Genomic DNA, 25,547 nt, shown 5'->3' on the forward strand with positions numbered 1-25,547 from the left:
CGATAGACGCAGCCGTCGATGTCCACCTCTCGGGCGCGGTAGTCGGCCAGCCGCTGCAGTATCGGGGCCAGCCGATGAATCGCGTTGTCGCCCAGCCACGCCCGCGCCGAGTGGGCGCGCACGCCGGAGGTGCGCAGCCGAGCGCGCAACGCGCCCTGGCAACCGGCCTCGATCCAGCCGCCGGACGGTTCGCCCAGTACGGCGAGATCGCCGGTGAGCCAGTCGGGCAGATCGCGCTCGATGTGACCGAGCCCGTTGAACTCGGCGGCGATCTCCTCGCCGTCGTAGAAGATCAGGGTCAGATCGTGCACCGGGTCGGCGACGGTCGCGGCCAAGTGCAGGAAGACCGCGTCGCCGGATTTCATGTCCACCGAGCCGCAGCCGAAGAGGACTCGCTCACCCGCCGGGCCGACCTCGAACCGGCCGGGCACGTTGTCGGCGATCGGCACGGTGTCCAGATGCCCGGCCAGGATCACCCGGGTCGGCAGCCCGCGCTGGGTGCGCGCCAGCACCACGTTCCCGTGCCGGAGGATCTCGAACCCCGTCGTCTGCTCCCGCAGCGCTCGCTCCACCACGTCGGTGATGGCCGCCTCGTCGCGCGAGACGCTCGGGATGTCGACGAGTGCGGCGGTCAGTGCGATCGGGTCGGCATGCAGGTCGATGGTCACGCGCTTCACCCTACGACCGCTCACCCGTCACGGCCCGCACGCCACTTCCCTCCGATCACGGTTGTCTCGTCCTGGACCGGTCACCGCCCGGATGCCGCTCCGCTCGGGGAAGGCGCGTGGATCCCGAAATCGCGCACGTGCCGCAGGATCGGCCAGAAGTCGCCGTCCTGGATCGGGGGCGGTGGTGTCGCGTGGCAAGCCGGGGGGTCGCGGTCGCCGGAGCAGCCGCACCGCTGTCCGGCGCGGGTCGGTAACCTCTAGGCCGTGAGCATCGAGGGAGCAACAGCAGTCGGTATCGCCAATGTGACCGCGGACGGGACCGTACTGGACACGTGGTACCCGAACCCGCAGCTGGGCGAGTTCGCCGAGACCGGCACCAAGCGGCTGGACGAGGCGCCCGCCGAGTACACGGCGCTGCTGGGCTTCGACGACGCGCGCGGGGTCGACGTGATCGCGGTGCAGACCACGATCGCCGACCTGTCCGCCGCCCCGGTCGACGCACACGACGTCTACCTGCGCCTGCACCTGCTCTCGCACCGCCTGGTCAAGCCGCACGAGGTGAGCCTGGACGGCCAGTTCGGCCTGCTGACCAACGTGGTCTGGACCAACCACGGCCCAGCCGCCGTCGAGGGCTTCGAGGCCACCCGCGCCAAGCTGCGCGCCCGCGGCCCGGTCACGGTGTACAGCGTGGACAAGTTCCCGCGCATGGTCGACTACGTGCTGCCCTCCGGCGTCCGCATCGGCGACGCCGACCGGGTCCGTCTCGGCGCGCACCTGGCCTCCGGCACCACCGTCATGCACGAAGGCTTCGTGAACTTCAACGCGGGCACCCTCGGCGCGTCCATGATCGAGGGCCGAATCTCCGCGGGCGTGGTGGTCGGCGACGGCTCCGACATCGGCGGCGGCGCGTCCACCATGGGCACCCTGTCCGGCGGCGGTACCAAGGTCATCTCCATCGGCGAGCGCTCGCTGCTCGGCGCGAACTCCGGCCTCGGCATCCCGCTCGGCAACGACTGCGTAGTGGAAGCGGGCCTCTACCTGACCGCGGGCACCAAGGTCACCACCCCCGACGGCACCCTGGTCAAGGCGGCCGACCTGGCCGGCCGCGACAACCTCCTGTTCCGCCGCAATTCCACCACCGGCGCGGTCGAGGTGGTCCCCCGCAAAGGCACCGGCATCGAACTCAACGCCGACCTCCACGCCAACGACTAGCCACGAAGACCGAACAGTCGTCCGTCGCTGGAACACATGGCCCTCAGGTGCGGTTCTCGTCGAGACCGCCTCTGCCGATTCCGATCCTCCCCGGTTCGTGCGGGCCGGGTGAATCAGGTGCGAGCGGGTTCTAGCCGGAGAGGCCGAAGGCGATGACCCGTCGGGGACGGATGCGGATCATCTCGCGGGAGACGCCGGAGATGTACGGGTCGACGTCGGTGAGGGCTTCGGCGGTGCCGCGGATTTCGAGGCAGCGGACCCTGGTCAACCCAGCTTCTTCTTCTGCACCTTGCCCATCGCGTTGCGTGGCAGCGCGTCGACCACCCTGACCTCGCGCGGACGCTTGTGCACCGAGAGTTCTCCGGCCACATGGTCGATCAGTTCGCGTTCGGTCGCAGCGTCGCGCAGGACGACGAAGGCGGTGATGCGCTGGCCGAGGTCGACATCGGGCAGGCCGACCACCGCGGCTTCCGCGACCGCCGGATGACCGAGCAGCACCGTCTCCACCTCGCCCGCGCCGACCCGGTAGCCGCCGGATTTGATCAGGTCCACCGATTCCCGGCCGACGATGCGGTGGAAGCCCTCCGCATCGATGGCGGCGACGTCACCGGTCCGGAACCATCCGTCCTCGGTCCAGCTCTGGGCGGTCGCCTCCGGGCGGTTCAGGTAACCGTCGAAGAACATGGGCCCGCAGACCTCGAGGCCGCCGATGCTCTCGCCGTCGTGCGGGACCGGTGCGCCGGACTCGTCCCGCAGCCGGGTGCGCACGCCGCGCACCGGCGTACCGACCCAGCCCGGCCTGCGCTCGCCGTCGGCCCGGGTGGACAGCGTGATCATGGTCTCGCTCATGCCGTAGCGCTCCACCGGCGCGTGCCCGGTCAGCTCGCGCAGTCGCTCGAACACCGGCACGGGCAGCGGCGCGCTCCCGGAGACCAGCAACCGCGCGTCGGTCAATCGCTTCGCCGAGTCGGGGTCATCGACCACCCGCGACCATACGGTCGGCACGCCGAAGTACAGTGACCCTTCGGCCGCCGCGTACGCCTGCGGCGTCGGCTTGCCGGTGTGGATCAGCGGACTGCCCACCCGCAGCGGGCCGAGCAGGCCGAGGATCAGCCCGTGCACGTGGAACAGCGGAAGCCCGTGCACCAGAGTGTCGCTCGCGGTCCAGGCCCATGCGTCGGCGAGGGCGTCCAGACCGGCGGCGATCGCGCCCCGGCTGAGCATCACGCCCTTGGGCAGTCCGGTGGTTCCGGAGGTGTACAGCACGAATGCCGTGGCGGCCGGGTCGGGTTCGGGGTAGGTGTGCCACGACCTGGCATGCCGCCGCACCGGCAGCACGGGCAGTTCCGCATCCTGCGGCGCTTTCCCGAGCCACGCCTGAGCGCCCGAATCGGCCAGGATGTGCGCCCGCTCCGCCGTTCCGGAATCCGGCGGCACCGGCACCACGGTGACGCCCGCGATGAGGCAACCGACCACCGCGAGCACGGTCTCCACGGTCGGGCCGGCCAGCACCGCCACCCGCTGCGCGCGCGCGACGCGTTCGGCCACCGAAGTGGCCGCCCCCAGCAGGTCACTGCGGGAGAGCGTGGTCCCGTCGATGGTGACGGCATCGGGGATGTCCGCTCCACCTGCGACGGCGAGCGGGTTCAGCGAACTGAGCAGCAGCGGCGGACCGTACGACATTCGACCACGCTACTTCGCCTGGTCCGCGGCGTCGTCGCGGCGTCCACCGCGGCCAGGCCCGCATGTGACGGTTGACACCCTTGCTGACGTGGTGAGAACGTTGTTGCATAGCTTTCTCAGCACTGCGAGGTCGATGATGACCAGGCCACTTCCCGCGACGCGTTCCCCCGAATCGCCGGACTCCTTCGACATCGGGCAGTACATCGACGGCGTAGCCGGGCTGTTCGGCGGCGTCGCGAACGTCATCATGCAGCTGAGCACTCCGCCGGTCGGCTACGGCGTGCTGGAGAGCACGGTGCACAGTGGCAATGTGATGCTGCATCCGATCAAACGGCTGCGCACCACCCTGACCTATCTCTCCGTCGCGATGCTCGGCACCGACGAGGAACGCGTCGCCTACCGCGAGGCGGTCGACGTCTCCCACCGCCCGGTCCACTCGACCGCGTCGAGCCCGGTGCGCTACAACGCTTTCGACCCCGCGCTGCAACTCTGGGTCGCGGCATGCCTGCATTGGGGAGCGCGGGATCTGTACGAGCGCATGCACGGCCCGATGGACGAGGCGGCGGCCGATGCGTTCTACCACCTGGCCGCCCGGCTCGGCACCACCCTGCAGATGCCCGAATCGATGTGGCCCGCCGACCGTCGGGCCTTCGAGGAGTATTGGGCCACGAATCTCGCGAAAACCAGCATCGACCCGGTCGTCCGGGCCTATTTCGACGACCTCATCGATCTGCGGATGCTGCCGAGACCGGCGCAGCTGGCGCTCGGGCGACTGCACCGCTTCTTCGTGACCGGGCTGCTGCCCCAGCACCTACGCGACGAGATGGGCATGACCTGGACCGACCGCGACGAGCGCGCACTCGGCCACATCCTGCGCACGGTCGGGGCCACACAGTCCCACCTTCCGCGACCGATCCGTGCGTTTCCGTTGAACGCCTATCTCCTCGATATGCGCGTCCGGCGTCGGCTCGGCCTGCGCCTGGTCTGACCGGCGACAGGCCCCGTTTTGTAGAGCAATCACTGGGCAATCGCTTCTCGTAGACCCGATCGCGCCGTCCGACAGACGGTTCGATGCCGCGAGCCAGGAGGAGAAATGGGCTACCGATTGACCCTGACCGCGTTCGTCGCAGGCGCGCTCCTGGCCCTGTCCGCCCCGGTCGCCCGCGCCGACGAGACCGCGGAAACCGACGTAGCCGCAGTGCCGCCACGCACAGCGATCTCCGTGCGCACCACGGTCGGCATCGGCTGGGGCACGGCGAACGAACACGAGCCACGCTCGAGCCTGTCGCTGTCCAAACTTTTCCTGGCCGACTACGCCCTACGCCACGGCGACGGCTCGGCCGAGGACAGGTTCCTCCGAGAGCAAATGATTCGCTATTCCGATGACGGGGCGGCGAGCGTGATGGAGGCCAAGTATCCCCAAGCCATCGCCGCCATCGCCGCCGAATACGGGCTCGCCGAGACGGCACCCGGCCCCGATTGGGGCGCGGGTGCGACCAGCGCCGCCGACGTGTCCGACTTCCTCGCCGCCAAACTGCGCACCGATCCCGGATCACCGATCTTCGAGTGGATGGCGGCGGCCGGATCGACGGCTCGAGACGGCACCGAACAGGATTGGGGTACCGCGCGGTGGCCCTTCGTGCTCGGCACCAAGTGGGGCTGGTCGGATTTCGGCGAGCCGGAGGTCGCCTCGGCCTCCTACGGCCCCGGTTTCGCGGTGACCGCGCACACTCGCGGCACCGCGGCCGAGCAGACCGCGGACGTCGTGGCCGCGCTCGGGGCGATGATCACCGGAGCCCCGCGGCACCGCTGAACCGGTCAGCGCACCCGGAACGACACCACCACGTGGTCGCGCGCGAACTGCCGGATCGACGCGTCGTCACCGAGCGGGATGACGGTCTGCGGCGTCAGCGCCAGCGACAGCGCGGTGCGAGCGATCATCTCGGCCAACGGCTCCGGGTCATATTCGGGCAGCTTGCCTTCGCGCTGCAAGCGCGTGATGAACTCGGCCAAATAGTCCCGGCCCAGCTCGATGACCGGCGCGCCCTGGGTGGTGAGATACGGCAGCACCAATTCGGGCTCGGTGGCCAGCAGCCGGTGGATCAGCTGATTTCCGCGCAATCCGTTGATGAACGCGGCGAACAATTCGACGATCTGCTCTTCCGCGCTCGCGTTCCGGTCCACCTGGCGCTGGAGCGCGGCGTCGACCTCCTCGATGAAATCGCGCGTCTGCCGCAGCCCGACGGCCCTGATCAGATCGGTCTTACTCGCGAAGCGGCGATACAGCGTGGCCAGCGACAATCCGCCGCGGCGCGCGACTTCGACCATGCTGGTCCGCTTGATACCGAAGTCGAGGAACGCCAGCAGCGCCGCATCCAGCACTCGCGCCTGGTTGCGATCCTCGGGGGCAGCGCTGCGCACCAGCGGCAGCAGCCTGGTCAGCCTGGCCATACCTCAACCCTATCCGCGATGGCGAAACGATGACACTTTCAGCATCGCATACCGTCACCTCAGGTTCGGGTGATTGACAGCGCCGCGAGTCGATGAGAACGTTAGGGCATAATCTTCTCATCGACCGATTCTTTGCATCGGGCCGACATGAAAGACGAGGTCGACGATGACCGCGCCACTGCGCACTGCCGAGCCCGAGCCGGACCCGAGCCAGACACCCCTCACGCCGGAGACGGTCGAAGAGTACGTGGACGGCATCGCCGCCTTTCTCGGCGGCGCAGCCAACGTCATCATGCAGCTGAGCTTGCGCCCCGTCGGTCGCGGCGTCCTGGAGAGCACCGTCGACAGCGGCAAAGTCACCCTGCATCCGATCAAGCGGCTACGCACCACGCTGACCTATATCGCCGTCGCGCTGCTCGGGTCGGATGCCGAGCGCGAGGCTTACCGCGAGGCCGTCAACGTCTCGCACCGGTCGGTGCGCTCCACCGCCGCGAGCCCGGTGAAGTACAACGCTTTCGACCCGAAGCTGCAATTATGGGTCGCGGCCTGCCTGTACTGGGGCATCGATGACCTCTACACCCGGATGCACGGCCCGATGGACGCCGCCACCGCCGACGCCTTCTACAACTACTCCGCACGCCTGGGCACCACCTTGCAGATGCGCCCGGAGATGTGGCCGGCGAATCGCGCGGAGTTCCAGCGGTACTGGGACGAGAACCTGAAGCAGCACGGCATCGAGCCCGAGCTGCGGGACTACTTCAACGGCCTGATCGACCTGAAGATGATGCCGCGACCGATGCAGGTGCTCTTCGCCGGGCTGCAACGCTTCGTCGTCACCGGCCTGCTCCCGCAGCACCTGCGCAACGAGATGGGCATGACCTGGACCGACCGCGACCAGCGTCGCCTGGACCGGCTGCTGCGCGCCATCGGGGCCGTGCACCGGCGACTGCCGAAATTCGCACGAATGTTCCCGCTCAACGCCTACCACTACGACCTGCGCAGACGGCTGCGACAAAGAAAGCCGCTGGTGTAGCGCGCGGCTCAGCTCCCCATGTGCGGGTAGCGGTGAACTACGGGCGGCACGAAGGTCTCCTTGACCGTCCGTGGCGCGACCCAGCGCAGCAGATTCAACGGCGAGCCCGCCTTGTCGTCGGTGCCGGAGGCGCGCGCCCCGCCGAACGGCTGCTGGCCCACCACCGCGCCCGTGGGCTTGTCGTTGACGTAGAAGTTGCCCGCCGCGAATCGTAGGGCGGCGCCGGCCTGTTCGATCGCGTACCGGTCCTGCGCGAACACCGCGCCGGTGAGCGCGTAGGGCGCCGCCGACTCCACTTCGGCGAGTATCGCGCTGTAGGCGCCGGGTTCGGCGTCGTCGTAGACGTAGACCGACAGGATCGGTCCGAAGTACTCGGTGGCGAACGATTCGTCGCGCGGGTTGTCCGCCAGGAAGACGGTGGGCCGGACGAACCAGCCTTCGCTGTCGTCGTAGGTTCCGCCGACCGGGATGGTGACGCCCGCCTCCTCGGCACGCCGGATGGCCGCCACGTTCTTGTCGTAGGCGCGCCGATCGATCAACGCCCCACCGAAATTCGACAGATCCGTGACGTCGCCGTAGCTCAGCTCACCGGTTTCGTGCAGGAACTCCTCGCCCATCGCGCGCCAGACCGACCGCGCGATGTAGGCGCGCGAGGCCGCCGAGCACTTCTGGCCCTGATACTCGTAGGCTCCGCGAATCAGGGCCGTGCGCAACGCGTCCGGGTCGGCCGAGGAGTGCGCGACGATGAAGTCCTTGCCACCCGTCTCCCCCACCAGGCGCGGATAGCCGCGATAGCGACCGATATTCGCGCCTACCTGCTGCCACAGATACTGGAATGTCTTGGTGGAACCGGTGAAATGGATCCCCGCGAGCCGCGGATCGGCCAGCGCCACCTCCGACAGCTGCACCCCGTTGCCGGTGACCAGGTTGATCACGCCGGGGGGCAGGCCCGCCGCCTCCAGCAGCCGCATGGTGTGGAAAGCCGACAACGTCTGCGTCGGCGAAGGCTTCCACACCACCGTGTTGCCCATCAGCGCGGGCGCGGTCGGCAGATTCCCGGCGATCGCGGTGAAGTTGAACGGCGTGATGGCGTAGACGAACCCTTCCAGCGGCCGATAGTCCATTCGGTTCCACACCCCGGCGCTGGATTCGGGCTGTTGCGCCAGGATCTCTCGCGCGAACGCGACGTTGAACCGCCAGAAGTCGACCAGCTCGCACGGGGCGTCGATTTCGGCCTGCTGGGCCGATTTGGACTGCCCGAGCATGGTGGCCGCCGCGAGCGTCTCCCGCCACGGCCCGGCCAGCAGATCCGCGGCGCGCAACAGCACCGCGGCGCGCTCCTCGAAGGGCAGGGCCCGCCACCCCGGCGCGGCGGCCATCGCGGCGTCGATCGCTGCGTGCGCTTCCGATTGGGTGATGTCGGTGTAGGTCCCCAGTACGTGCCGGTGCCGGTGCGGCGCGACGATGTCGTGCCGTTCACCGATGCCGGGGCGGTGCTTGCCGCCGATCACCAGGGGCACCTCGACGGGCGCGGCAGACAACTCGGCGAGTTTGCCAAGCAACAGCTCGCGTTCGGGACTTCCGGGCGCGTAGGAGTGCACCGGCTCGTTGGCGGGCGTGGGGACAACCGTGACAGCGTCCATACCTCAGGCTAGCTCGCCCGACCTGGTGGGCGTGGACGCCGACACACCGGGATGACCCCCGGATCAGAGCAGCGATTGCCGCGCTCGCGCGGAGCGGGAGAAAGCGCGCGGACGTCAGCCCGCGGCCAGGCGATCGGCCGCCGCGGCGATCCGCTCATCGGTCGCGGTCAGCGCGAGCCGCACGTGCTCGCTCGCGCCGGGGCCGTAGAAGTCGCCCGGCGCGGCGAGGATGCCGCGGTCCGCGAGCCAGTCCAAGGTGGTCCGGCACGGCTCACCGCGCGTGGACCACAGATACAGGCCCGCCTCCGAGTGATCGATCCGGAAACCCGCTGATTCCAGCGCTTTTCGCAACACGTCACGACGGGCGCGGTATCGCTCGCGCTGGCGCGCCTCGTGCGCGTCGTCGCCGAGCGCGGCCGTCATCGCGGCCTGGATCGGGAACGGCACCATCATGCCGGCGTGCTTGCGCACTTCGAGCAGTTCGGCGACCAGCGCCGGGTCGCCCGCCACGAATCCGGCGCGATAGCTGGCCAGATTGGAAGTCTTCGACAGCGAATGCACGGCCAGCAGGTTTGTGTGGTCGCCGTCGCACACCTCCGGGTCGAGCAGGGAGAGGGCGCGGCCCTCCCACGTCAACCCCAGGTAGCACTCGTCGGATGCGACGATCGCGCCGCGCTCCCGAGCGAAGGCGACCACCTTGCGCAGATGCTCGACGCCGAGTACCCGGCCGGTCGGATTGGACGGCGAGTTCACGTAGATCAGCGCGGGCGTCTGTGGACCGAGCCGGGTCAGACCGTCGGCGCGCAGCACCTGCGCGCCCGCCAGCAACGCGCCCACCTCGTAGGTCGGATAGGCGACCTCGGGGATGACGACCAGGTCGCCCGGACCGAGCCCGAGCAGCCGGGGCAGGCCCGCGATCAGCTCTTTGGTGCCGATGGCGGGCAGCACGGCGGCGGGCTCGAGTCCGGTGATCCCGTAGCGCCGCTTCAGCGCGTCGACCGCGGCCGCGCGGAGTTCGGGGGTGCCGTGCGTGGTCGGGTAGCCGGGCACGGCGGCGACGGAGTTCAGCGCGGTCCGGATCAGCGGGTCGACCGGGTCGACCGGAGTGCCGACCGACAGGTCGACGATCCCGCCGGGATGGGCGGCCGCCCGCACCTTCACCGAAGCGATGGTGTCCCAGGGAAAATCGGGTAGCAGGTCGCTGACCCGGCCGCGCGGTGACACGTCAGGTCTCACTCACTCGCCATCGGGGGCAGTTCCTTGATGAACGGCGGGTCGTAGTCGACCTTGCCGACCTTGGTGGCGCCGCCGGGCGAGCCCAACTCGTCGAAGAAATCGACGTTGGCGTTCACGTATCCGCTCCACTGGTCCGGGGTGTCGTCTTCGTAGAAGATCGCCTCCACCGGGCACACCGGCTCACATGCACCACAGTCCACGCACTCGTCGGGATGGATGTACAGCATGCGGCCACCCTCGTAGATGCAGTCCACGGGGCATTCCTCGATGCATGCCTTGTCCTTCACGTCAACGCACGGTTCAGCGATGATGTACGGCACTGCCGCTCTCCTAGTCTGTCCTCGCCTGCGGGATAGTCCGCCGACGAAACCCTATCCCGGCACCCCACGTTACTACTGGTCAGCCTGCCCTAACTTCAGCTGGCCTGTTCCGCCTTTCCGAGCCTTCAGGCCATACCGGTCGGGTGGCACGGGATTTGCGTTCAGGTCCTGCGTCGGGTGCCGGTCGAGCCCTGGGCGTTCACCCCACCGTCAACGGCAATGCCGCCACCTTGTGTTGCGGAACACCGTAGGTGGTCGTCCGCTCCCGGGCCGGTCGTCCGATGCCCGCGGCGATCTCCACCAGTTCGGCGACGGTCTTCGCCGAGCCGTGCTGCGAGCCCGCCATCCGGGAGATGGTCTCCTCCATCAACGTGCCGCCGAGATCGTTGGCGCCGCTGTCGAGCATCACCCGGGTGCCGGTGGTGCCGAGCTTGACCCAGCTGGTCTGGATGTTCCTGATCCGGCCGTGCAGCATGATCCTGGCCAGCGCGTGCGCGGCGCGGTTGTCCCGGTTGGTCGGCCCCGGCCGCGCGGCGCCGGCGAGATACAGCGGCGCGCTCTGGTGCACGAACGGCAGCAGCACGAATTCGGTGAAACCGCCGGTCTCGTCCTGGATACCGCGCAGTACGCGCAGGTGTCCGACCCAGTGCTTCGGATTGTCCACGTGGCCGTACATCATGGTCGAGCTGGACCGGATGCCCAGCTGGTGGGCCGTGGTGATCACCTCGATCCACGCCGAGGTGGGCAGTTTGCCCTTGGTGAGCACCCAGCGCACCTCGTCGTCCAGGATCTCCGCGGCGGTCCCCGGAATGGTGTCCAGGCCCGCCTCCTTCAATGCGGCCAGCCAGTCCCGGATGCTCTGACCACCACGCGACGCGCCGTTCACGATCTCCATCGGGCTGAACGCGTGCACATGCAGCGACGGCACCCGCTGCTTGACCGCCCGTACCAGGTCGGCGTACCCGGTGACCGGCAGGTCTGGGTCGATGCCGCCCTGCATGCACACCTCGGTGGCGCCGTCGACATGCGCCTCCCAAGCCCGGTCGGCGACCTCGTCGGTGCTCAGCGTGAAGGCGTCCGCGTCCCCCTTGCGCTGGGCGAACGCGCAGAACCGGCAGCCGGTGTAACAGATGTTGGTGAAGTTGATGTTCCGGTTCACCACGTAGGTGACGTCGTCGCCGACGGTGTCGCGGCGCAGCTGATCGGCCAGCGCGGCGACCGCGTCCAGCTCGGCGCCGTCCGCCGTGGCCAGCGCGAGATACTCGGCATCGCTGAGCCCGGCCGGATCGCGCTCGGCGGCACGCAGTGCGGCGAGTACGTCGGCGTCCAGCCGCTGCGGCGTCGTGACGGCGAGATCGCGCGCCTGTTCACGGATGGTTTCCCAGTCGCCGAAGGCGCCGACGAGGTCCTGCCCGAGCGCCGCGTCGCTGCGGGCCTCGGTGTTGCGGCCCTCGGTGTCGATGGCGGTGTTGAGGTCGACGCGCCCGGCCGATTCCCACGACTCCTCGGGTTCCTGCCAGGGCAGCCCGACCGGGATCGCGTCCGGCTTCGCCAGCCCCGTCGCCGGGTCGGTGAGCGCCGCGACGTGCGCGCCGATGCGCGGATCGACCCACGGGTTGCCCGCGCGCACGTACTTCGGGTGCGCGGAGGTGCGCTCGACCAGCTGGTAACCCGCCGCCTCGGTGATCTCCCGCAAAGTGTCGAGGTTCGGCCACGGCCGCTCCGGGTTCACATGGTCGGGCGTCACCGGCGAGACGCCGCCCCAGTCATCGATGCCCGCCTCGATCAGCGCTCGGCACTCCTCGTGCGACACCAGGTTCGGCGGCGCCTGCACCGGCACATCGGGCCCGAGCAGGACGCGGGTGACGGCGATGGTGGCGAGGAACTCCTCCAGGCCCGCGTCCGGCACGTCCCGCATCGCAGTGTCGTCCTTGGCGCGGAAGTTCTGGATGATGACTTCCTGGATATGCCCGAAAGCCTTGTGCTGCTTGCGGATCGCCATGATCGACTCGGCTCGCTCCGCCATCGTCTCGCCGATGCCGACCAGGATGCCGGTGGTGTAGGGCACCGAGAGCCGGCCCGCGTCGGTGATGGCCCGCAGCCGCACGGCCGGGTCCTTGTCCGGACTGCCGTAATGGCAGTTGCCCTTCTCGGTGAACAGCCGGGCGGAGGTGGTCTCCAGCATCATGCCCATGGACTGCGCTACCGGCTTGAGCCGCGCGATCTCCTCCCACGACATCACGCCGGGGTTGAGGTGCGGCAGCAGACCGGTCTCCTCCAGCACCAGGATCGACACGGCGCGCAGGTAGTCCAGCGTGGAGTCGTAGCCGCGTTCGTCCAGCCACTGCGCGGCCTCCGGCCAGCGATCCTCGGGCCGGTCACCCAGCGTGAACAGCGCCTCCTTACAGCCCAGAGCCGCACCGCGGCGCGCGATGTCGAGCACCTCGTCGGGTTCGAGGAACATGCCCTCGCCCTCGGCGCGCAGCTTGCCCGGCACCGTGACGAAGGTGCAGTAGTGGCACTTGTCCCGGCACAGGCGGGTCAGTGGGATGAAGACGTTGCGGGAATAACTGATCGTCCCGGGACGCCCGGCCGATGCCAGCCCGGCGTCGCGCACCCGCGCGGCGCTTCGACAGAGGTCGGCGAGGTCGTCACCGGTCGCGTGCAGCAGCACCGCGGCCTCGTCCACGTTCAACGTGACACCGTCGCGGGCCCTGCGCAGCGCCCGGCGCATGGCCGATGGACTGGGCGGCGCGGACGGGACGCTCGGGTTCGGTAGGTCGGTCACGCCCTCGATCATGCGCTACACATCCGGAACTGTCTCCCTCCAGTGCTGGTTGCGGCGAAGCGGACGAGCCACCTTGGGCTACGGCTCCACCCGCCACGGAGCCCACGCGGGGACGTGGAGCGCCGTTGAGCGTTGACAACTGTGGGGTGCCCGAGGCTATTCCGGGGTACTGCGCACCACCGGGCCGCCCCGTCCCATGCGGTGACTTCCGCGGTGCCGAGCGCAGCCAGTGCGCCGTGGCCTGATGTGGCGTTGGATGCGGCCTTGTCCAGCGCTGAGGTCGGCGATACCGGAGGGCGCGAGCAGGTCACCCGAACGGCCAACCGATGCGTATCCTGCCGGTCGTTTCGGCAGGCGAGGCCGTACGCCGACTTCTCGTTGACCGCCGGCGCCGCGCCGAAAACGATCGCCGCTGTCGCGGCTGTGCCGCGGCCGAGCCCGCATCGATGACTCATGGAGCCGACCTCCTATCGCGGACCGGAAATACACCGAATCAGTTGCGGCACAGCAATTTTCATATACCCTCGCGAGGTCCGCCGTCTCGCGCGCACCCGCCCGTCCTCGCGGCGGCGGCGCCGTGAGCCGCTGACGCTTGCCTGCGACAGCGCACGCCTGGTCGTGCAAATATTGGCAGCATGTCGCAGCCGCGCACGATCATGGCCGATCCGGCCTGGCGCCCCAGTCCGAAGGCGAAGCTCCTGTGGACTGTGCGGGCCACGCTGGCCTGGGCGATTCCGTTCGCGGCGCTGCTGGTGTGGGCGGTGCTCGACTCCACGCATCGCGGATGGCAGCTCGGCTTGTTCCTGGTCGCGCTCGTGCCTGCCGCGCTGAACATCGGGGTGGCGCCGTGGTGGCGCTACGCCGTGCATCGCTGGGAAGTCACCGACGAGGCGGTCTACACCCGGGTCGGCTGGCTCACCCAGGAGAGCCGGGTAGCGCCGATCTCCCGCGTGCAGACCGTCGACACCGAACGCGGGCCGCTCGAGCGCCTGCTCGGACTGGCGACGGTCACCGTGACCACCGCGTCCTCCGCGGGGGCGGTCCAGATCAGCGCGCTCGATCTCCCGGTCGCCGAGGAAACCGTGACGCGGCTGACCCGGATCGCCGCCCAGCACCGCGGGGACGCGACATGACCGGCGAACCGCAGGCGGACGCCGCGCAGGCCGAACAGCCGTGGCAGCGGCTGGACAAGCGGATGCTGCTGGTTCACCCGGTCACCGAGGTGGTGAAGTTCATCCCGGTACTGATCGGTTCGGTGATCCTCGGGACCAGCAGCGGCAACCACGTGTGGAGCATCATTCCGATCGCGCTGATCGTCGGGTTCGCGCTGACCCGCTGGTTCACCACGACATATCGGGTCGGGCCGACGCACGTCGAGCTGCGCACCGGGCTGCTGGAACGCAAGAAGCTGTCGGTGCCGCGGTCGCGGATCCGCTCGGTGGACATCGAAGCGGACCTGCTGCACCGGGCTCTCGGGCTCGCGGTGCTGGCGATCGGCACCGGCCAGCAGGCCGATTCGGGAGAGCAGTTCAAGCTCGACGCCCTGGCCGCGCGGGTCGTGCCACCGTTGCGCGCCGCGCTGCTCGCGCATACCGCGGGCCGGACGGAGCAACCGGAGGACCGGAAAGAGCTGGGGCAGCGAGAATCCGGCGGCTTCGCCGCCCCGCGCACCCGGGCGCGCGAGATCGGGCACTGGAGTCCGGCGTGGGTGCGCTACGCCCCGCTGTCGCTGACCGGGTTCGCGATCATCGCGCCGATCGTCGGCTTCGCGCTGCAGTACGGGCTCGGCGAGGTCGTGTTCCGTTCTGACGCGGTGCACGACGTGGAGGACGGCGGCGTGCTCGTCCTCGCGCTCGCCGCGGGCGCGCTGCTGTGCGCCATCGTGCTCGTGGTCAGCGCCGCCGCGTGCGCGCATTATCTGACCACCTATTTCGGGCTGCGCGTGCGCGATGACGGCAAGACCTTGCAGCTGCGCCACGGCCTGTTCACCACCCGCCAGATCACGCTCGACCGGGCCCGGCTGCGTGGAGCGACGGTCAAGGAACCCCTGCTGCTGCGCCTTGCCGGCGGCGCCGAACTCGAAGCGATCATGACCGGGGAGAACCCGCGCCAGAAGATCCTGCCGCAGGCCCCGCGGGAGGCCGTCGAACACACCCTCGGCCATCTCCTGGCCCCGGAGGAGGTGCACGACAACGACCTTCCGCTCCTTCCGGACGCGCGGCCCACCGGCGCGGGAGCATCGGACGCGCACACCGTCCCCGAGCCGGGCAGTGCCCCGTTGATCGCGCATGGGCCGGCCGCGCGGCGCCGCAGGCATACCCGCGCGCTCGCGCCGGTTGTCTCGACCGCCGCGGTACTGCTCTACCTTCTCCTTGCGGGAGAGCACTATTCGCCGTGGTGGTGGCTGGTGCCCGGCCTCGCGCTGCCGGTCGCGCTCGCACTCGCGGAGGACCGCTACCGCGGCCTCGGGCACGCGGTACTGCCGCGCACGGCCACCAGTCCGACCTGGCTGATCACCCGGTCCGGGTCGCTCGACCGGGACCGCGACTGCCTCGAGGCCCCCGGCGTGATCGGCTGGACGGTGCGCCGGACCTTCTTCCAGCGGCGTGCGGGAGTCGCCACGGTGGTCGCGGCCACCGCGGCGGGCAAGAAGCGCTACGCGGTGGTCGACCTGCCCGCCGACCAGGCGTGGAGTCTCATCGGAGCAGTCACACCGGGGCTGCCGGGCGCGCGCTGACACATCCGCGCATCATTTCGCTGGACAGTTGCTATTCGACGGCGGAGTCCAATGGACATGGTGACCAAGACCGAGGCGCACCCGCGGAACCACCCCTCCCCAGACTCGGCGGAGGCGGGGGTGATCGCAGTGCATCCGGACGGAGGCGGGTCTGACGCCGTATCGCGCCCCCGGCGGACCGGCTCGCGTGACCGCCGAGTTCAGCGACGACGGAAGAGGCTCGCGTTCGCCTGTATATAGATGTACCCCAGCGGCGGCAGCAGTCCGCCGAACAGCAACAGTGCCGTGCGCCAATCACTGCCGAGCAGAATGTCACCGCCCGGCCCGGTGCTCGCGCAGACCAGGAAGCCGAACGCCCAGGCCACCAGCGGAAGGCCCTGCACGGCGGGACGCCGGCTGACCGTTCGCGCGCCCGCGACGAGCAGGACGTTCACCACCCCCGCCAGTACGGCGGAAGCCGGGAAGGCGATGGAGCCGAAGTAGGTCGGCAGGTACAACACTTCGAGAGCCAAGGTGAGCAGAGCGTTCAAGACCAGGAGCACGAGGATTACTAGGCCCGCGACGCCTACCGGTCGGCGGGTGGCGCCGATTGCCACGGGAGCGCGATCGCCTGCGTGGTCATCGATGGTCGTCGTCACGGCACCGGCGGGTAGCCGAGGAGGGTCAACAGGTGGCTCTGCATGTCGGCGAACGCGTACAGCACCGTCATATACAGGTCGTGCTGTTCTTGCCAGTGCGGCCGCATGCTGTCGACGAACGCCGCGATCGCGTTCTGGAGCTCCCAGTTGTACATACTGGCGAGTCTATTCCGGCCATACCGGGTGCATGATCAGTTCTCCCGGTCGGCAGGCGGCGCGGTGACCACCGAGGACTGGCCGGACCGCCCCGCTCCGCGGCGACGGCCGGTACCCGTTCACACGCGGCAAACCCCATCGACCCGGTGAACATCGGCGCTGGATGTGCGGATCGTGCGTGATAACCGGAACCGGTGAAGCGCGCCGATCGGCGGATTTCCGTCACTCCGGTCCGGCGAACAAATCGTGCTCCCGCCCGTCCGGCCCGAGCCGACCGCGCCGTCCGCGCACCAGGATGAAATGTTCTTCGGGCAGCACCGGCTGCGCGACATTGTTCGACAGCGCGAATTCCCGGCCGGACGGTGCGACGGTGACCTGGGTGGCGTGTGCCCGCAGCGCGGCGCGCTTGGCCGTGAGCACGTCGGACACGTCGATCGTGGTGGTCACCGCGTCACTGGGCACGCTCGCGAGTTCACCTTCGGCGGGCAGCCGCCAACCGGGCGGCAGCGCACCGGGCAGGCCCGCGACCGTGCGCCGTGCCAGCGCGGCGGTGTGCAGGCGCAGCATGTCGGCGTCGGTGACGGTCCAGTAGTACTTCGGGGTGTCCCAGCCCTCGCCCGCCGCCGCTTGCACCGCGGCCGAGGTGATCTCGTGCGCACGGATGTGGTCGGGGTGGCCGTAGCCGCCGTTGGGGTCGTAGCCGACCACGACGCGCGGCCGTAACTCGAGCACCGCGTCGGTGAGCGCCCGCACCGCTTCGTCCCCGGAGCGCACGAACACCCGGGGCTTGTTCGCGGCGGGCGTGCCGGCCATTCCGGAGTCGCGCCAGCGTCCCGCGCCGCCGAGGAAGCGCGGCGGGCCCGCGTTCAGCGCTTCCAGCGCGCGAGTCAGCTCGAGAATGCGATAGCCGCCGAGTTGGTCGGCACGTTCCGCGGCGAGCAGCGCCCACTCGTCGCCGATCACCTCGCCCTCCTCGCCGAGAGTGCAGGTGATCACGGTGACCGGCACGCCGCGACGGCGGTAGTGCGCGATCGTGCCCCCGGTGGTGATGGACTCGTCGTCCGGGTGGGCGTGCACCAGGAGTAGCCCGCCCGTCGCCGCGGTCACGGAATCCTGCGCCACATGGACGCGTCGCCGAAGATGCCGACCTGGATCGCGCCGCTGAGCGAGGCGCCGTCCAGCCGGGGACCGGACGCCGCGACGGCGTTGTCCTGCACGATCGGCAGCACCGTCGCCATGGCCCACAGTTTGGGCTCCGCTTCGGCGAGCACGCGCCCCACGTCGCCGCCCCGCAGAGCTTCGTCGATCGCGGGTTGCAGGGTCGGATCACACACCCCGGGCAGATTGCTCGGCGCGCGTTGCGCCGCCTCCGCGATGGCCTGCGCCGGGCCGGTGACCCCAGGCAGCGCGGGCGGCGGGCACCCGTAGCGGGACGCCAGCACGGTCGCCGGATCGGAACCGGCCACCTCCCAGCCGACGATCGCGTCGACCGTGCCCTCGATCAGTTCTTTGCCGTAGAGCTCGTCGGCGGCGACGCTGCGCACGGTGGCGTCGATACCCGCGCTGCGCAGCTGATCGGCAGCGGTATTGGCCACGGCCAAGGCCGTCGCGTCCCGATCCACCGCGCCGATGCGGACGGCCAGCGGCTTGCCGTCCTTCCCGAGGGTGCGCGGCTGCGGGGCGGGCGAGGTCGGCGAGATCGCGGGCGGAGGCTCCGGCGCCCGGCCGTACCCCGCGGCGGCGAGCAGCGCGAACGCCTCCTCGGCCGAGGGCCGCGGTGGAGCGGTAGGGGCGTAACCGGGATCGGACGGCGCGAGCACCTGCGCGCGAGCCGGTTCCACCCAGTTGCCGGTCTGGGCGCCGACCGTCGCCAGCAGGGCTGGGTCCAGCAGCGCCAGCACACCCGAGCGGACCCGAGGATCGCTCAGTTCGCCTTTACGCCCGTTCAACGCCATCTGCAGCACCCGCGACTGCGGCATGATCGCGGTCCGGACAGAGGGAATCGCCCCCAGCTGCGCCTGGGTCGCCACGCCGCCGTGGACCAGCGCCATCTGCACGTCGCCGGTGCGCAGCGAGCCCGCCAGCTGCGCGGGCGTACCGCCGCGGCGCAACAGGATCTGGCCCGGCATCGCCGGTGTGCCCCAGAAGCGGTCGTTGCGTTCGAGCAGCATCTCGTCACGGCCGGGGTCCGCCGAGCGGATCCCGAACGGGCCACCGGACACCCGGACGCCATTGACCTGGCCGTTCATCCCCCGGGCGAACCCACCGGGCGCGTCCTTGAGCAGGTGGGACGGCAGCAGATCCGTGAACAACTCGCGCCAGCCCGGGTAGGGCTGCGCCATCACGACGGTGACCGTCTTGCCACCCGCCGACGAGTTCACATCCGAGATCATCCGGTATCCGGCCGGATCGACGACCCCCGGTTCGGAAATCATCTCCTGCCAGAGGTAGCGGAAGTCCTCGGCCGCGATCGGCGCCCCGTCCGACCAGGACGCCTCGTTGCGCAACTTGTAGGTGATCGTCCACGGTTCCTGCGCGGTCACTTCGGCGGAGACCAGCAACGACGAATCCGGCACCCAGGCCGTCGCACCGGGCCGCGCCGGATCGGGTACCGGCCGGAACGGGCTCGGCAGCACCAGGGAGGCGATCGCCGAGGTGGCGGCGGACTGGTCCGAGCGCAGATGCGGATTGAAGGCGGTACCGATGGTGTCCAGGGCGACGACCACGGTCGTCTCCGCCGGCTTGACCGGTGTGGTCTTCGGGCTGTCGGTGCTCTCGATGGGCGGCGGCGGATTCGCCGCACAGCTGCTGATCAAGGTCAGCACTGCCACGGCCGGCAGCAACGTGCGCCACGCTGCGCGTTTTCCTGCGCCCACTTTCACGCTCGGGAACTCTACCGTACGGTCGAGGCCGTTCCCAGATTCCTGCTGCCGAGCGGGGAAACGATGTGGTAGAACGGATATCCGCGGAAACGCAATCGTAAGCGGGCCGTAGCGCCGGTGATATCGACCGTCCATACCGTCCCGAATCTCGGCAAATATTCGGCGTACCCACTGCGGAGCAATGGGCGACAACGCATCGGCACACATAGTTCGACAATGCGGATGCCTGTCGTCGGCGCCATGAGGCCACGAGGGAATCCACTCACGCCTGCGACGAAACCATTGCCCCGAAACGGGGGGATCGAAGACGAGATCCGCCCTCCGGGAAGCCATGGGCCGTTGCGGCTGTCCTATCAGCGGCCATGGCAGATCCGCACGTCAGGCCCCCGGCCACCGGGGAAGCGCACCCCTTCGCTCCTCCGGGTGACCACTGGCGGGAGGCGAGATGAATCAGGACGCGCTGTACGTCTGTCGATCTCTACCGACGGGCACGAACTCTACTCTTCGCGATATCGTCATGAATTTTCGCGAGTTCCCACACAATCACCTGCACCTCGGCAGCGATTCTGCGCCCAGAGCAAACTGATCTCTCTCTGGATCGCGCCGTGGAACAGGAAAGAACAGCGCTAGGTGCGGCAAGAAAGTTGGCCAGGCTTCGAGGTCTGTTGCGATCTACTTTCTGTCCCGCAAACCACATCACAAAACCGTATATTTCGATCGCTCAGCCCATCCCGAATAATATCAGGATGAATTGCCGACGACCCTCGGGTGTACGCGAGTCGAATCCACGCGCCCGGCGCGGACGCCCGCCGAACGCCCCTCGGTTCGCGCGCCGACCGCCGACGGGATCCGGCGTCACCGCAGTGACACCGAATCCCGTTCGGCCGGAGGCGATTACAGCGCCGCGCGGTCCCGCGCCTTGCGCCGGGACAGTTCCCGCGCACGCTCGTTCTGCCCGAGGATCACCTTGCGTACCCGGACCACTTCCGGGGTGACCTCCACGCACTCGTCGGCGGCGCAGAACTCCATGGCGCCTTCGAGATCCAGCTGCAACGGCTTGGCCAGGGTCTCCATCACGTCGGCGGTGGAGCTGCGCATGTTGGTCAGCTTCTTCTCCCGCGTGACGTTGATGTCGAGATCCTCCGCGCGCGGGTTGACGCCGACCACGTGGCCCTCGTAGGTGTCCGCACCGGGCTCGACGAAGAACTGCCCGCGGTCGCCCAGCTGGATCATGGCGAACGGCGTCACCGTGCCCGCCCGGTCGGAGACCAGCGAGCCGGTGTGCCGGGCCCGGATCTCGCCCGCCCAAGGCGCGTAACCGTGCGACACGGCGTTGGCGATGCCGGTGCCGCGGGTCTCGGTGAGGAAGTCGGTGCGGAAGCCGATCAGGCCACGCGAGGGAACGATGAACTCCATCCGCACCCAGCCCGCGGCGTGATTGCTCATCTGCACCATCTTGCCCTTGCGCGCGGCCAGCAACTGGGTGATCGCGCCGAGATACTCGTCTGGGCAGTCGATGGTCAGCTCTTCGTACGGCTCGTGCACCTTGCCGTCGACCTGCCTGGTGACCACCTGAGGCTTGCCGACGGTCAGCTCGAAACCCTCACGGCGCATGGTCTCGACCAGGATGGCCAGCGCCAGCTCACCGCGGCCCTGCACCTCCCAGGCGTCCGGGCGGCCGATGTCGAGCACGCGCAGCGACACGTTGCCGACCAGCTCCTGGTCCAGGCGCGACTTCACCATGCGGGCGGTCAGCTTGTGGCCCTGCACCCGGCCGACCAGCGGCGAGGTGTTGGTGCCGATGGTGACCGAGATGGCAGGCTCGTCGACGGTGATGCGCGGCAGCGCGACCGGATCGTCGATGTCGGCGAGGGTGTCACCGATCATGATGTCCGGGATGCCCGCGATGGCGACGATGTCCCCCGCCACGGCGACCTCACCCGGCTGACGCTCCACGCCGATCGTCTGCAGCAGCTCGGTGATCTTCACCTGCTTGACGCCGTCGGCGTGCATCCACGCGACGTTCTGGCCCTTGCGCAGTTCGCCGTTGTGAATGCGGACCAGGGCGAGACGGCCGAGGAACGCCGAGGCGTCCAGGTTGGTGACGTGCGCCTGCAGCGGCGCGGTCGGATCGCCCTTCGGCGCGGGGATGTTTTCCAGCAGCACGTCGAACAGCGCGTCGAGGTTCTCCGCGGCCGGCGCGTTGCCGTTCTCCGGACGTTCCTTGGACGCCTTGCCCTCCCGCCCGGAGGCGTACAGCACCGGAAGGTCGAGCGCGAGCTCGGCGGCCTCGGCGGCGGCGTCGTCCAGATCGGAGGCCAGGTCCAGCAGCAGGTCGTGGCTTTCCTCGACGACCTCCTCGATGCGGGCATCGGGGCGATCGGTCTTGTTCACGACCAGGATCACCGGCAACGACGCGGCCAACGCCTTGCGCAGCACGAACCGGGTCTGCGGCAGCGGCCCCTCGGACGCGTCCACCAGCAGCACGACGCCGTCCACCATGGACAGGCCGCGCTCGACCTCACCGCCGAAGTCGGCGTGGCCCGGGGTATCGATGACATTGATGACGGTGACCGAGCCGTCCGGGTGGTGGCGGTGCACCGCCGTGTTCTTGGCGAGAATGGTGATGCCCTTCTCGCGCTCCAGGTCGCCGGAGTCCATCACGCGATCGACGGGCTCGGCCCGCTCGGCGAAGGCGCCCGACTGGCGCAGCATGGCGTCGACCAGGGTCGTCTTGCCGTGGTCGACGTGGGCCACGATGGCGACGTTGCGAAAATCGCGTGCAGACGACACGCCTGAATCCTCCTGCTGTTCGGTATGGGAGCCGACGGTGCTCGGTGTCCTGTGGAAGCGGAACCCTGCGTGGTTACGCAGGTCGCCGCCTCCGGGTCCTGACGCTCACGCCGGGCTCCTTGCAGACAGGTGGAGAATCGAAACTCACCGGGCATCGCGGCCAGCTATACCCTACCGGCAGTCCTTTCGCGCCACGTTTCAGGCATTGCACTTAGGGTACGCTAACCCCCGTGGGCAAGGTCAAAGCAAAGAAGGTTTCCAGCCTGAAACCCAAGAAGAAGTGCTGTCGGAAGAAGACGCGCTGCCTGAAGTGCCCCGTAGTCATCATGCGGATGAAGAAGTGCGAAGCGGCCGGAGTCACCGGCAAGGATCTGAAGAAGGCACTCAAGCAGGCACGCGCCGCCTGACCCCCGCCGCCACCTTTCCGGGGCGGCCCGAGGCGAGTAGTAAGGAGTGTTATGGCCCAGCAGACACTGCTCTCCGATATCGAGATCGCCGAGGCCCTCACCGAACTGCCGGACTGGACCCGGTCAGGGGACACCATGGTCCGCACCGTCAAGGCGCCCACGTTTCCCGCGGGCATCGAACTCGTGCGCCGGGTCGCCGAAGTCGCGGAGGAAGCCGATCACCATCCCGACATCGATATCCGCTGGCGCAACGTCACCTTCAGCCTGTCCACCCACTCCGCGGGCGGACTCACCGCGCTGGATGTCGCACTCGCGCACCAGATAGATCGGCTGTGTTGAATTTGTAGCGCCTACGGTGCTGCGCCGGGCCGCGCACGGAACATGCTCGGTCTCGCTTCGCTCGAAACCGGGAGCTGTGGCCCATCGTTGCGTTGGGCACGGACCAAATCCCGAAGATCTTGCCCGAGCCCGACCGCGCGTGGCACTTACGTCGTACGCGCGGAGCCCTCTGTTGTCACGCGCGCTTCCTCGTCCACGCCCGATCCCGCGTGCCGGGGCCCGAAACGGATGACCCAGAGATAGAACGCCACGACGCCGAGCACGTCGACGGCGCCGAGCCAGGCCAGCACGCCCGGGCGCGAGATGGTCCAGATCGAATCCTGGAAGAAGGACAACACCCACGGCACGCCGACCAACATGGTCACCAGCCAGTACCCGGCGATGATCCGTGCGCCGGGCGCCCGGCGCAGCGGCCCGTAGACCAGCCAGAGCACCATGGGCAGCAACCACACCCAGTGATGCGACCACGAGATGGGCGAGACCATCAGCCCGAACAGTTGCACCATGATCAGCGTGCCGAGCCGGTCGTCCGGGCCGAGCGCGCGCCAGGCCAGCAACGCCAGCACCGCGACCACCAGGACGGCCGCGATCCACCACGGGCCGGACTCCACGTCGTAGCCGAGGATCCGGCTGAGTGTGCCGCGCAACGACTGATTCCACACCGACCCCACCGGGCCGATCCGATCGGCGTCCCCGAGCAGTGTGCCGAAGTACCGGCGCGCCTCGGTCGGCGCGATCAGGAAGCTCAGCCCCACCGTCGCGCCGAAGACCACCGCCGACCACACCACGGTTCCCCAGCGCCTGCGCGCGACGAAGTACAGGCCGGTGATCGCGGGCGTCAACTTGATGCCCGCGACGATCCCGACCAGTCCGCCGGAGATCCACCACCGCGAACTGCGCACCGCGAGCATCCCGCCGAGCACCAGGAACACGTTGACCTGGCCGTAGTCCATCGTGGTTCGCACCGGTTCCAGCCACAGCCCCAGCGCGGTCCAGCCGACGGTCGCGGCCCGCCACTGCGGCGTACGCAGCCGCTGCGCACCGAAGAGCAACTCCAGACTGATGTGCACCACCGCGTACAGCGCCGCGGCGATGGCCACCAACCAGGCCACCGCGACCACGGTGAACGGCAGATAGTGCAGCGGGAAGAACACCAGCGCCGCGAACGGCGGATAGGTGAACGGCAGTGGGAAATCCGGGGTCTTCTCCGCGTAGGTGAAGTCGTAGAGCTGATCGGTCAACAGCGCGGCCGACCCACCGACGTAGACGTGCAGGTCGACGAGGTTCATCCCATTCGCAGACAGCAGCATCCAGAGCAACCGGGCCAGCACGGACAGGCCCAGCACCGACAAAGCCCATCGGAGGTGACGATTCAAATCGCTGGCTTTCGGCTCGGGTGCGGTGCGTCGGTTCAGCACGCCCGGACTTCGATGTTCCGGCGACAGCACGGACGGCACCGATTAGATTAACCGCAGCGCGCTTCCGGTCGGTTCCACCCTCGAACCACCGGTAACATTTGCATCAACTTTCACATCAGTAACATCAGGGCGCGGTATCTTCTGCTAACACTGTTCGTCCACGGCGCCTTCTGGACGCCGCGGCTGTACACATAGCCGCAATGTCCCTAGAGTGACCCCGAAACGATGGCTTTTAGCAATCGAACCCAGATGTACCCGAGGTAAGGACGGCCAGACCAGTGCTTCGCACCCGAGGATCGCGGATCGCATTGTCCGCGCTCGCCATCGCGGCGAGCGCCACGCTCGCCGCGCCGACGACAGCAATCGCGGCCCCCGCGACCGCCCCCGCGGCGCTTACGAACAGCGTGCCCATGGTTCCCGAAGGTGTTCCGGTGGACGCGCTGGCCGCGCTGGCCCCAGCCATCGTCGGCGCCGTCGCCGGCCCGGCGGATATCGCGAGCCCGGCCGGGATCGCGGGCCCGCAGTCGGCCATCCTGGATCAGGCACGCAGGCTGCTGGCCACCTTGAACCTGCCGCCGCAGATCAAGTCGACCTTGGAACGGATCATCACCTTCCTGGACGGCAGCGGCGGTGGTGGTCCCGAGGTGCCGCAGGACGGACCGGCGATCGCGCAGTTCCTGTACCCGACCATCGGCAAGGGCTGCATCGGCCCGAGCGCCGACTCGGTGGGCACCGCCCTGGCCGTTCCCGGCCCGGCCACGCTGCCGCCGCCCGGACCGAGCGCGGGTCAGACCGGGTTCGTCTTCACCGCGCTCGGCACCAAGTCGCCGACGCCGGTGCAGAATCCGCCGATGACGGTGCAGTGGCTGAACCTGGACACCCGCCAGTCCGGCGTCCTGCCGCTGACCGACGAGGCCAAGATCAACCCGGACGGCCCCGCCACGCTGTCCGCGATCGCCGACACGGGCTTCGGCCGCGTCGTCGCGGTCGTCTCCGGCTCGCTGACCACCAAGTCCGGTGACGACGAGGCACGGACCTGCTCGTTCCTGCCGACGCTCGGGTTCTTCACCGTAGGCTGACGCTTTTCGGGCGAGGGCGGCGACTCCATCGGGTCGCCGCCCTCGGTCGTTCCAAGGGAACTCC

General features: G+C 69.1%; 23 protein-coding genes. 9 read left to right on the forward strand and 14 right to left on the reverse strand.

The window, feature by feature from the left end:
- The coding region (locus ACFU5M_RS14305) for a M20/M25/M40 family metallo-hydrolase (protein WP_379048891.1) at nt 1–668 on the reverse strand (668 nt) is incomplete at its 3' end.
- A gap of 264 nt (nt 669–932) precedes the next feature.
- Between ACFU5M_RS14305 and dapD the strand changes: the two genes are divergently transcribed.
- Nucleotides 933–1,880 carry a 2,3,4,5-tetrahydropyridine-2,6-dicarboxylate N-succinyltransferase gene (gene dapD / locus ACFU5M_RS14310; protein WP_379048892.1) on the forward strand — a complete coding sequence of 316 codons (948 nt, stop codon included), beginning with the start codon at nt 933–935 and terminating at the stop codon, nt 1,878–1,880.
- 130 nt (nt 1,881–2,010) lie between these two features.
- Here dapD and ACFU5M_RS14315 read toward each other — a convergent pair whose 3' ends face one another.
- The gene (locus ACFU5M_RS14315) at nt 2,011–2,148 is read right to left on the reverse strand and encodes a hypothetical protein (protein ID WP_379048893.1); all 138 of its coding nucleotides are present in this window, start codon (nt 2,146–2,148) and stop codon (nt 2,011–2,013) included.
- A complete protein-coding gene (locus ACFU5M_RS14320) occupies nt 2,145–3,563 on the reverse strand; it encodes an acyl-CoA synthetase (RefSeq protein WP_379048894.1) in 1,419 nt (472 codons plus the stop codon). Before ACFU5M_RS14320 ends, ACFU5M_RS14315 begins: the two co-directional genes overlap by 4 nt.
- Before the next feature lie 136 nt (nt 3,564–3,699).
- Here ACFU5M_RS14320 and ACFU5M_RS14325 point away from each other — a divergent pair, with 136 nt between their 5' ends.
- Entirely contained in the window at nt 3,700–4,551 is an 852-nt protein-coding gene (locus tag ACFU5M_RS14325; protein WP_379048895.1) for an oxygenase MpaB family protein, read from the forward strand.
- A gap of 105 nt (nt 4,552–4,656) precedes the next feature.
- Nucleotides 4,657–5,376: a hypothetical protein gene (locus ACFU5M_RS14330; protein ID WP_379048896.1), complete on the forward strand. Its 720-nt coding sequence runs from the start codon at nt 4,657–4,659 to the stop codon at nt 5,374–5,376.
- A gap of 5 nt (nt 5,377–5,381) precedes the next feature.
- Here ACFU5M_RS14330 and ACFU5M_RS14335 read toward each other — a convergent pair whose 3' ends face one another.
- Nucleotides 5,382–6,014, reverse strand: a complete 633-nt coding sequence (locus ACFU5M_RS14335) for a TetR/AcrR family transcriptional regulator (RefSeq protein WP_379048897.1) — start codon at nt 6,012–6,014, stop codon at nt 5,382–5,384.
- A gap of 166 nt (nt 6,015–6,180) precedes the next feature.
- On the opposite strand from ACFU5M_RS14335, the gene ACFU5M_RS14340 reads away from it, so the two are divergent.
- Nucleotides 6,181–7,047 (forward strand): oxygenase MpaB family protein, encoded by an 867-nt coding sequence (locus ACFU5M_RS14340; protein ID WP_379048898.1) that lies wholly within the window; start codon nt 6,181–6,183, stop codon nt 7,045–7,047.
- Nucleotides 7,048–7,055: 8 nt separating this feature from the next.
- Here the strand turns inward: ACFU5M_RS14340 and pruA are convergent, their stop codons facing one another.
- The 4 genes from pruA to ACFU5M_RS14360 form a co-directional block, all read right to left on the reverse strand.
- Nucleotides 7,056–8,690: an L-glutamate gamma-semialdehyde dehydrogenase gene (gene pruA / locus ACFU5M_RS14345; protein ID WP_379048899.1), complete on the reverse strand. Its 1,635-nt coding sequence runs from the start codon at nt 8,688–8,690 to the stop codon at nt 7,056–7,058.
- A 114-nt stretch (nt 8,691–8,804) separates the two neighbouring features.
- Entirely contained in the window at nt 8,805–9,926 is a 1,122-nt protein-coding gene (dapC, locus tag ACFU5M_RS14350; RefSeq protein ID WP_379048900.1) for a succinyldiaminopimelate transaminase, read from the reverse strand.
- Nucleotides 9,923–10,246, reverse strand: a complete 324-nt coding sequence (gene fdxA, locus ACFU5M_RS14355) for a ferredoxin (RefSeq protein WP_014987978.1) — start codon at nt 10,244–10,246, stop codon at nt 9,923–9,925. Before fdxA ends, dapC begins: the two co-directional genes overlap by 4 nt.
- Nucleotides 10,247–10,445: 199 nt before the next feature.
- Nucleotides 10,446–13,046 (reverse strand): bifunctional FO biosynthesis protein CofGH, encoded by a 2,601-nt coding sequence (locus tag ACFU5M_RS14360; protein WP_379048901.1) that lies wholly within the window; start codon nt 13,044–13,046, stop codon nt 10,446–10,448.
- Between the two features lie 623 nt (nt 13,047–13,669).
- Here ACFU5M_RS14360 and ACFU5M_RS14365 point away from each other — a divergent pair.
- Complete coding sequence (locus ACFU5M_RS14365) at nt 13,670–14,167, forward strand: PH domain-containing protein (protein WP_379048902.1); 498 nt, start codon at nt 13,670–13,672, stop codon at nt 14,165–14,167.
- Nucleotides 14,164–15,771 carry a PH domain-containing protein gene (locus ACFU5M_RS14370; protein ID WP_379048903.1) on the forward strand — a complete coding sequence of 536 codons (1,608 nt, stop codon included), beginning with the start codon at nt 14,164–14,166 and terminating at the stop codon, nt 15,769–15,771. Before ACFU5M_RS14365 ends, ACFU5M_RS14370 begins: the two co-directional genes overlap by 4 nt.
- A gap of 200 nt (nt 15,772–15,971) precedes the next feature.
- Here ACFU5M_RS14370 and ACFU5M_RS14375 read toward each other — a convergent pair whose 3' ends face one another.
- The 5 genes from ACFU5M_RS14375 to typA all read right to left on the reverse strand — a co-directional run bounded on the left by ACFU5M_RS14375 (nt 15,972) and on the right by typA (nt 22,240).
- Nucleotides 15,972–16,409: a hypothetical protein gene (locus tag ACFU5M_RS14375; RefSeq protein ID WP_379048904.1), complete on the reverse strand. Its 438-nt coding sequence runs from the start codon at nt 16,407–16,409 to the stop codon at nt 15,972–15,974.
- Entirely contained in the window at nt 16,406–16,564 is a 159-nt protein-coding gene (locus ACFU5M_RS14380) for a hypothetical protein (RefSeq protein WP_169334215.1), read from the reverse strand. The genes ACFU5M_RS14375 and ACFU5M_RS14380 overlap by 4 nt, the downstream gene beginning before the upstream one ends.
- Nucleotides 16,565–16,787: 223 nt before the next feature.
- Nucleotides 16,788–17,672: an N-acetyl-1-D-myo-inositol-2-amino-2-deoxy-alpha-D-glucopyranoside deacetylase gene (mshB, locus tag ACFU5M_RS14385; protein WP_379048905.1), complete on the reverse strand. Its 885-nt coding sequence runs from the start codon at nt 17,670–17,672 to the stop codon at nt 16,788–16,790.
- Nucleotides 17,669–19,447, reverse strand: coding sequence for an ABC transporter family substrate-binding protein (locus ACFU5M_RS14390; RefSeq protein WP_379048906.1), 1,779 nt, complete (start codon nt 19,445–19,447; stop codon nt 17,669–17,671). The genes mshB and ACFU5M_RS14390 overlap by 4 nt, the downstream gene beginning before the upstream one ends.
- A gap of 894 nt (nt 19,448–20,341) precedes the next feature.
- Entirely contained in the window at nt 20,342–22,240 is a 1,899-nt protein-coding gene (typA, locus tag ACFU5M_RS14395) for a translational GTPase TypA (RefSeq protein WP_379048907.1), read from the reverse strand.
- Between the two features lie 230 nt (nt 22,241–22,470).
- On the opposite strand from typA, the gene ACFU5M_RS14400 reads away from it, so the two are divergent.
- Nucleotides 22,471–22,647 carry a hypothetical protein gene (locus ACFU5M_RS14400; protein ID WP_085994939.1) on the forward strand — a complete coding sequence of 59 codons (177 nt, stop codon included), beginning with the start codon at nt 22,471–22,473 and terminating at the stop codon, nt 22,645–22,647.
- A gap of 51 nt (nt 22,648–22,698) precedes the next feature.
- Entirely contained in the window at nt 22,699–22,986 is a 288-nt protein-coding gene (locus ACFU5M_RS14405) for a 4a-hydroxytetrahydrobiopterin dehydratase (protein WP_379048908.1), read from the forward strand.
- 146 nt (nt 22,987–23,132) lie between these two features.
- On the opposite strand, the gene ACFU5M_RS14410 is transcribed toward ACFU5M_RS14405, so the two are convergent.
- Complete coding sequence (locus tag ACFU5M_RS14410) at nt 23,133–24,404, reverse strand: mannosyltransferase (RefSeq protein ID WP_379048909.1); 1,272 nt, start codon at nt 24,402–24,404, stop codon at nt 23,133–23,135.
- Between the two features lie 278 nt (nt 24,405–24,682).
- Between ACFU5M_RS14410 and ACFU5M_RS14415 the strand changes: the two genes are divergently transcribed.
- On the forward strand, nt 24,683–25,483 hold the full coding sequence (locus ACFU5M_RS14415; protein WP_379048910.1) for a hypothetical protein: 801 nt from the start codon (nt 24,683–24,685) through the stop codon (nt 25,481–25,483).
- The last annotated feature ends 64 nt before the right edge of the window (nt 25,484–25,547 follow it).

It is taken from the genome of Nocardia sp. NPDC057455 (assembly GCF_042802775.1).
In the GTDB taxonomy this organism is placed as follows: Bacteria; Actinomycetota; Actinomycetes; order Mycobacteriales; family Mycobacteriaceae; genus Nocardia.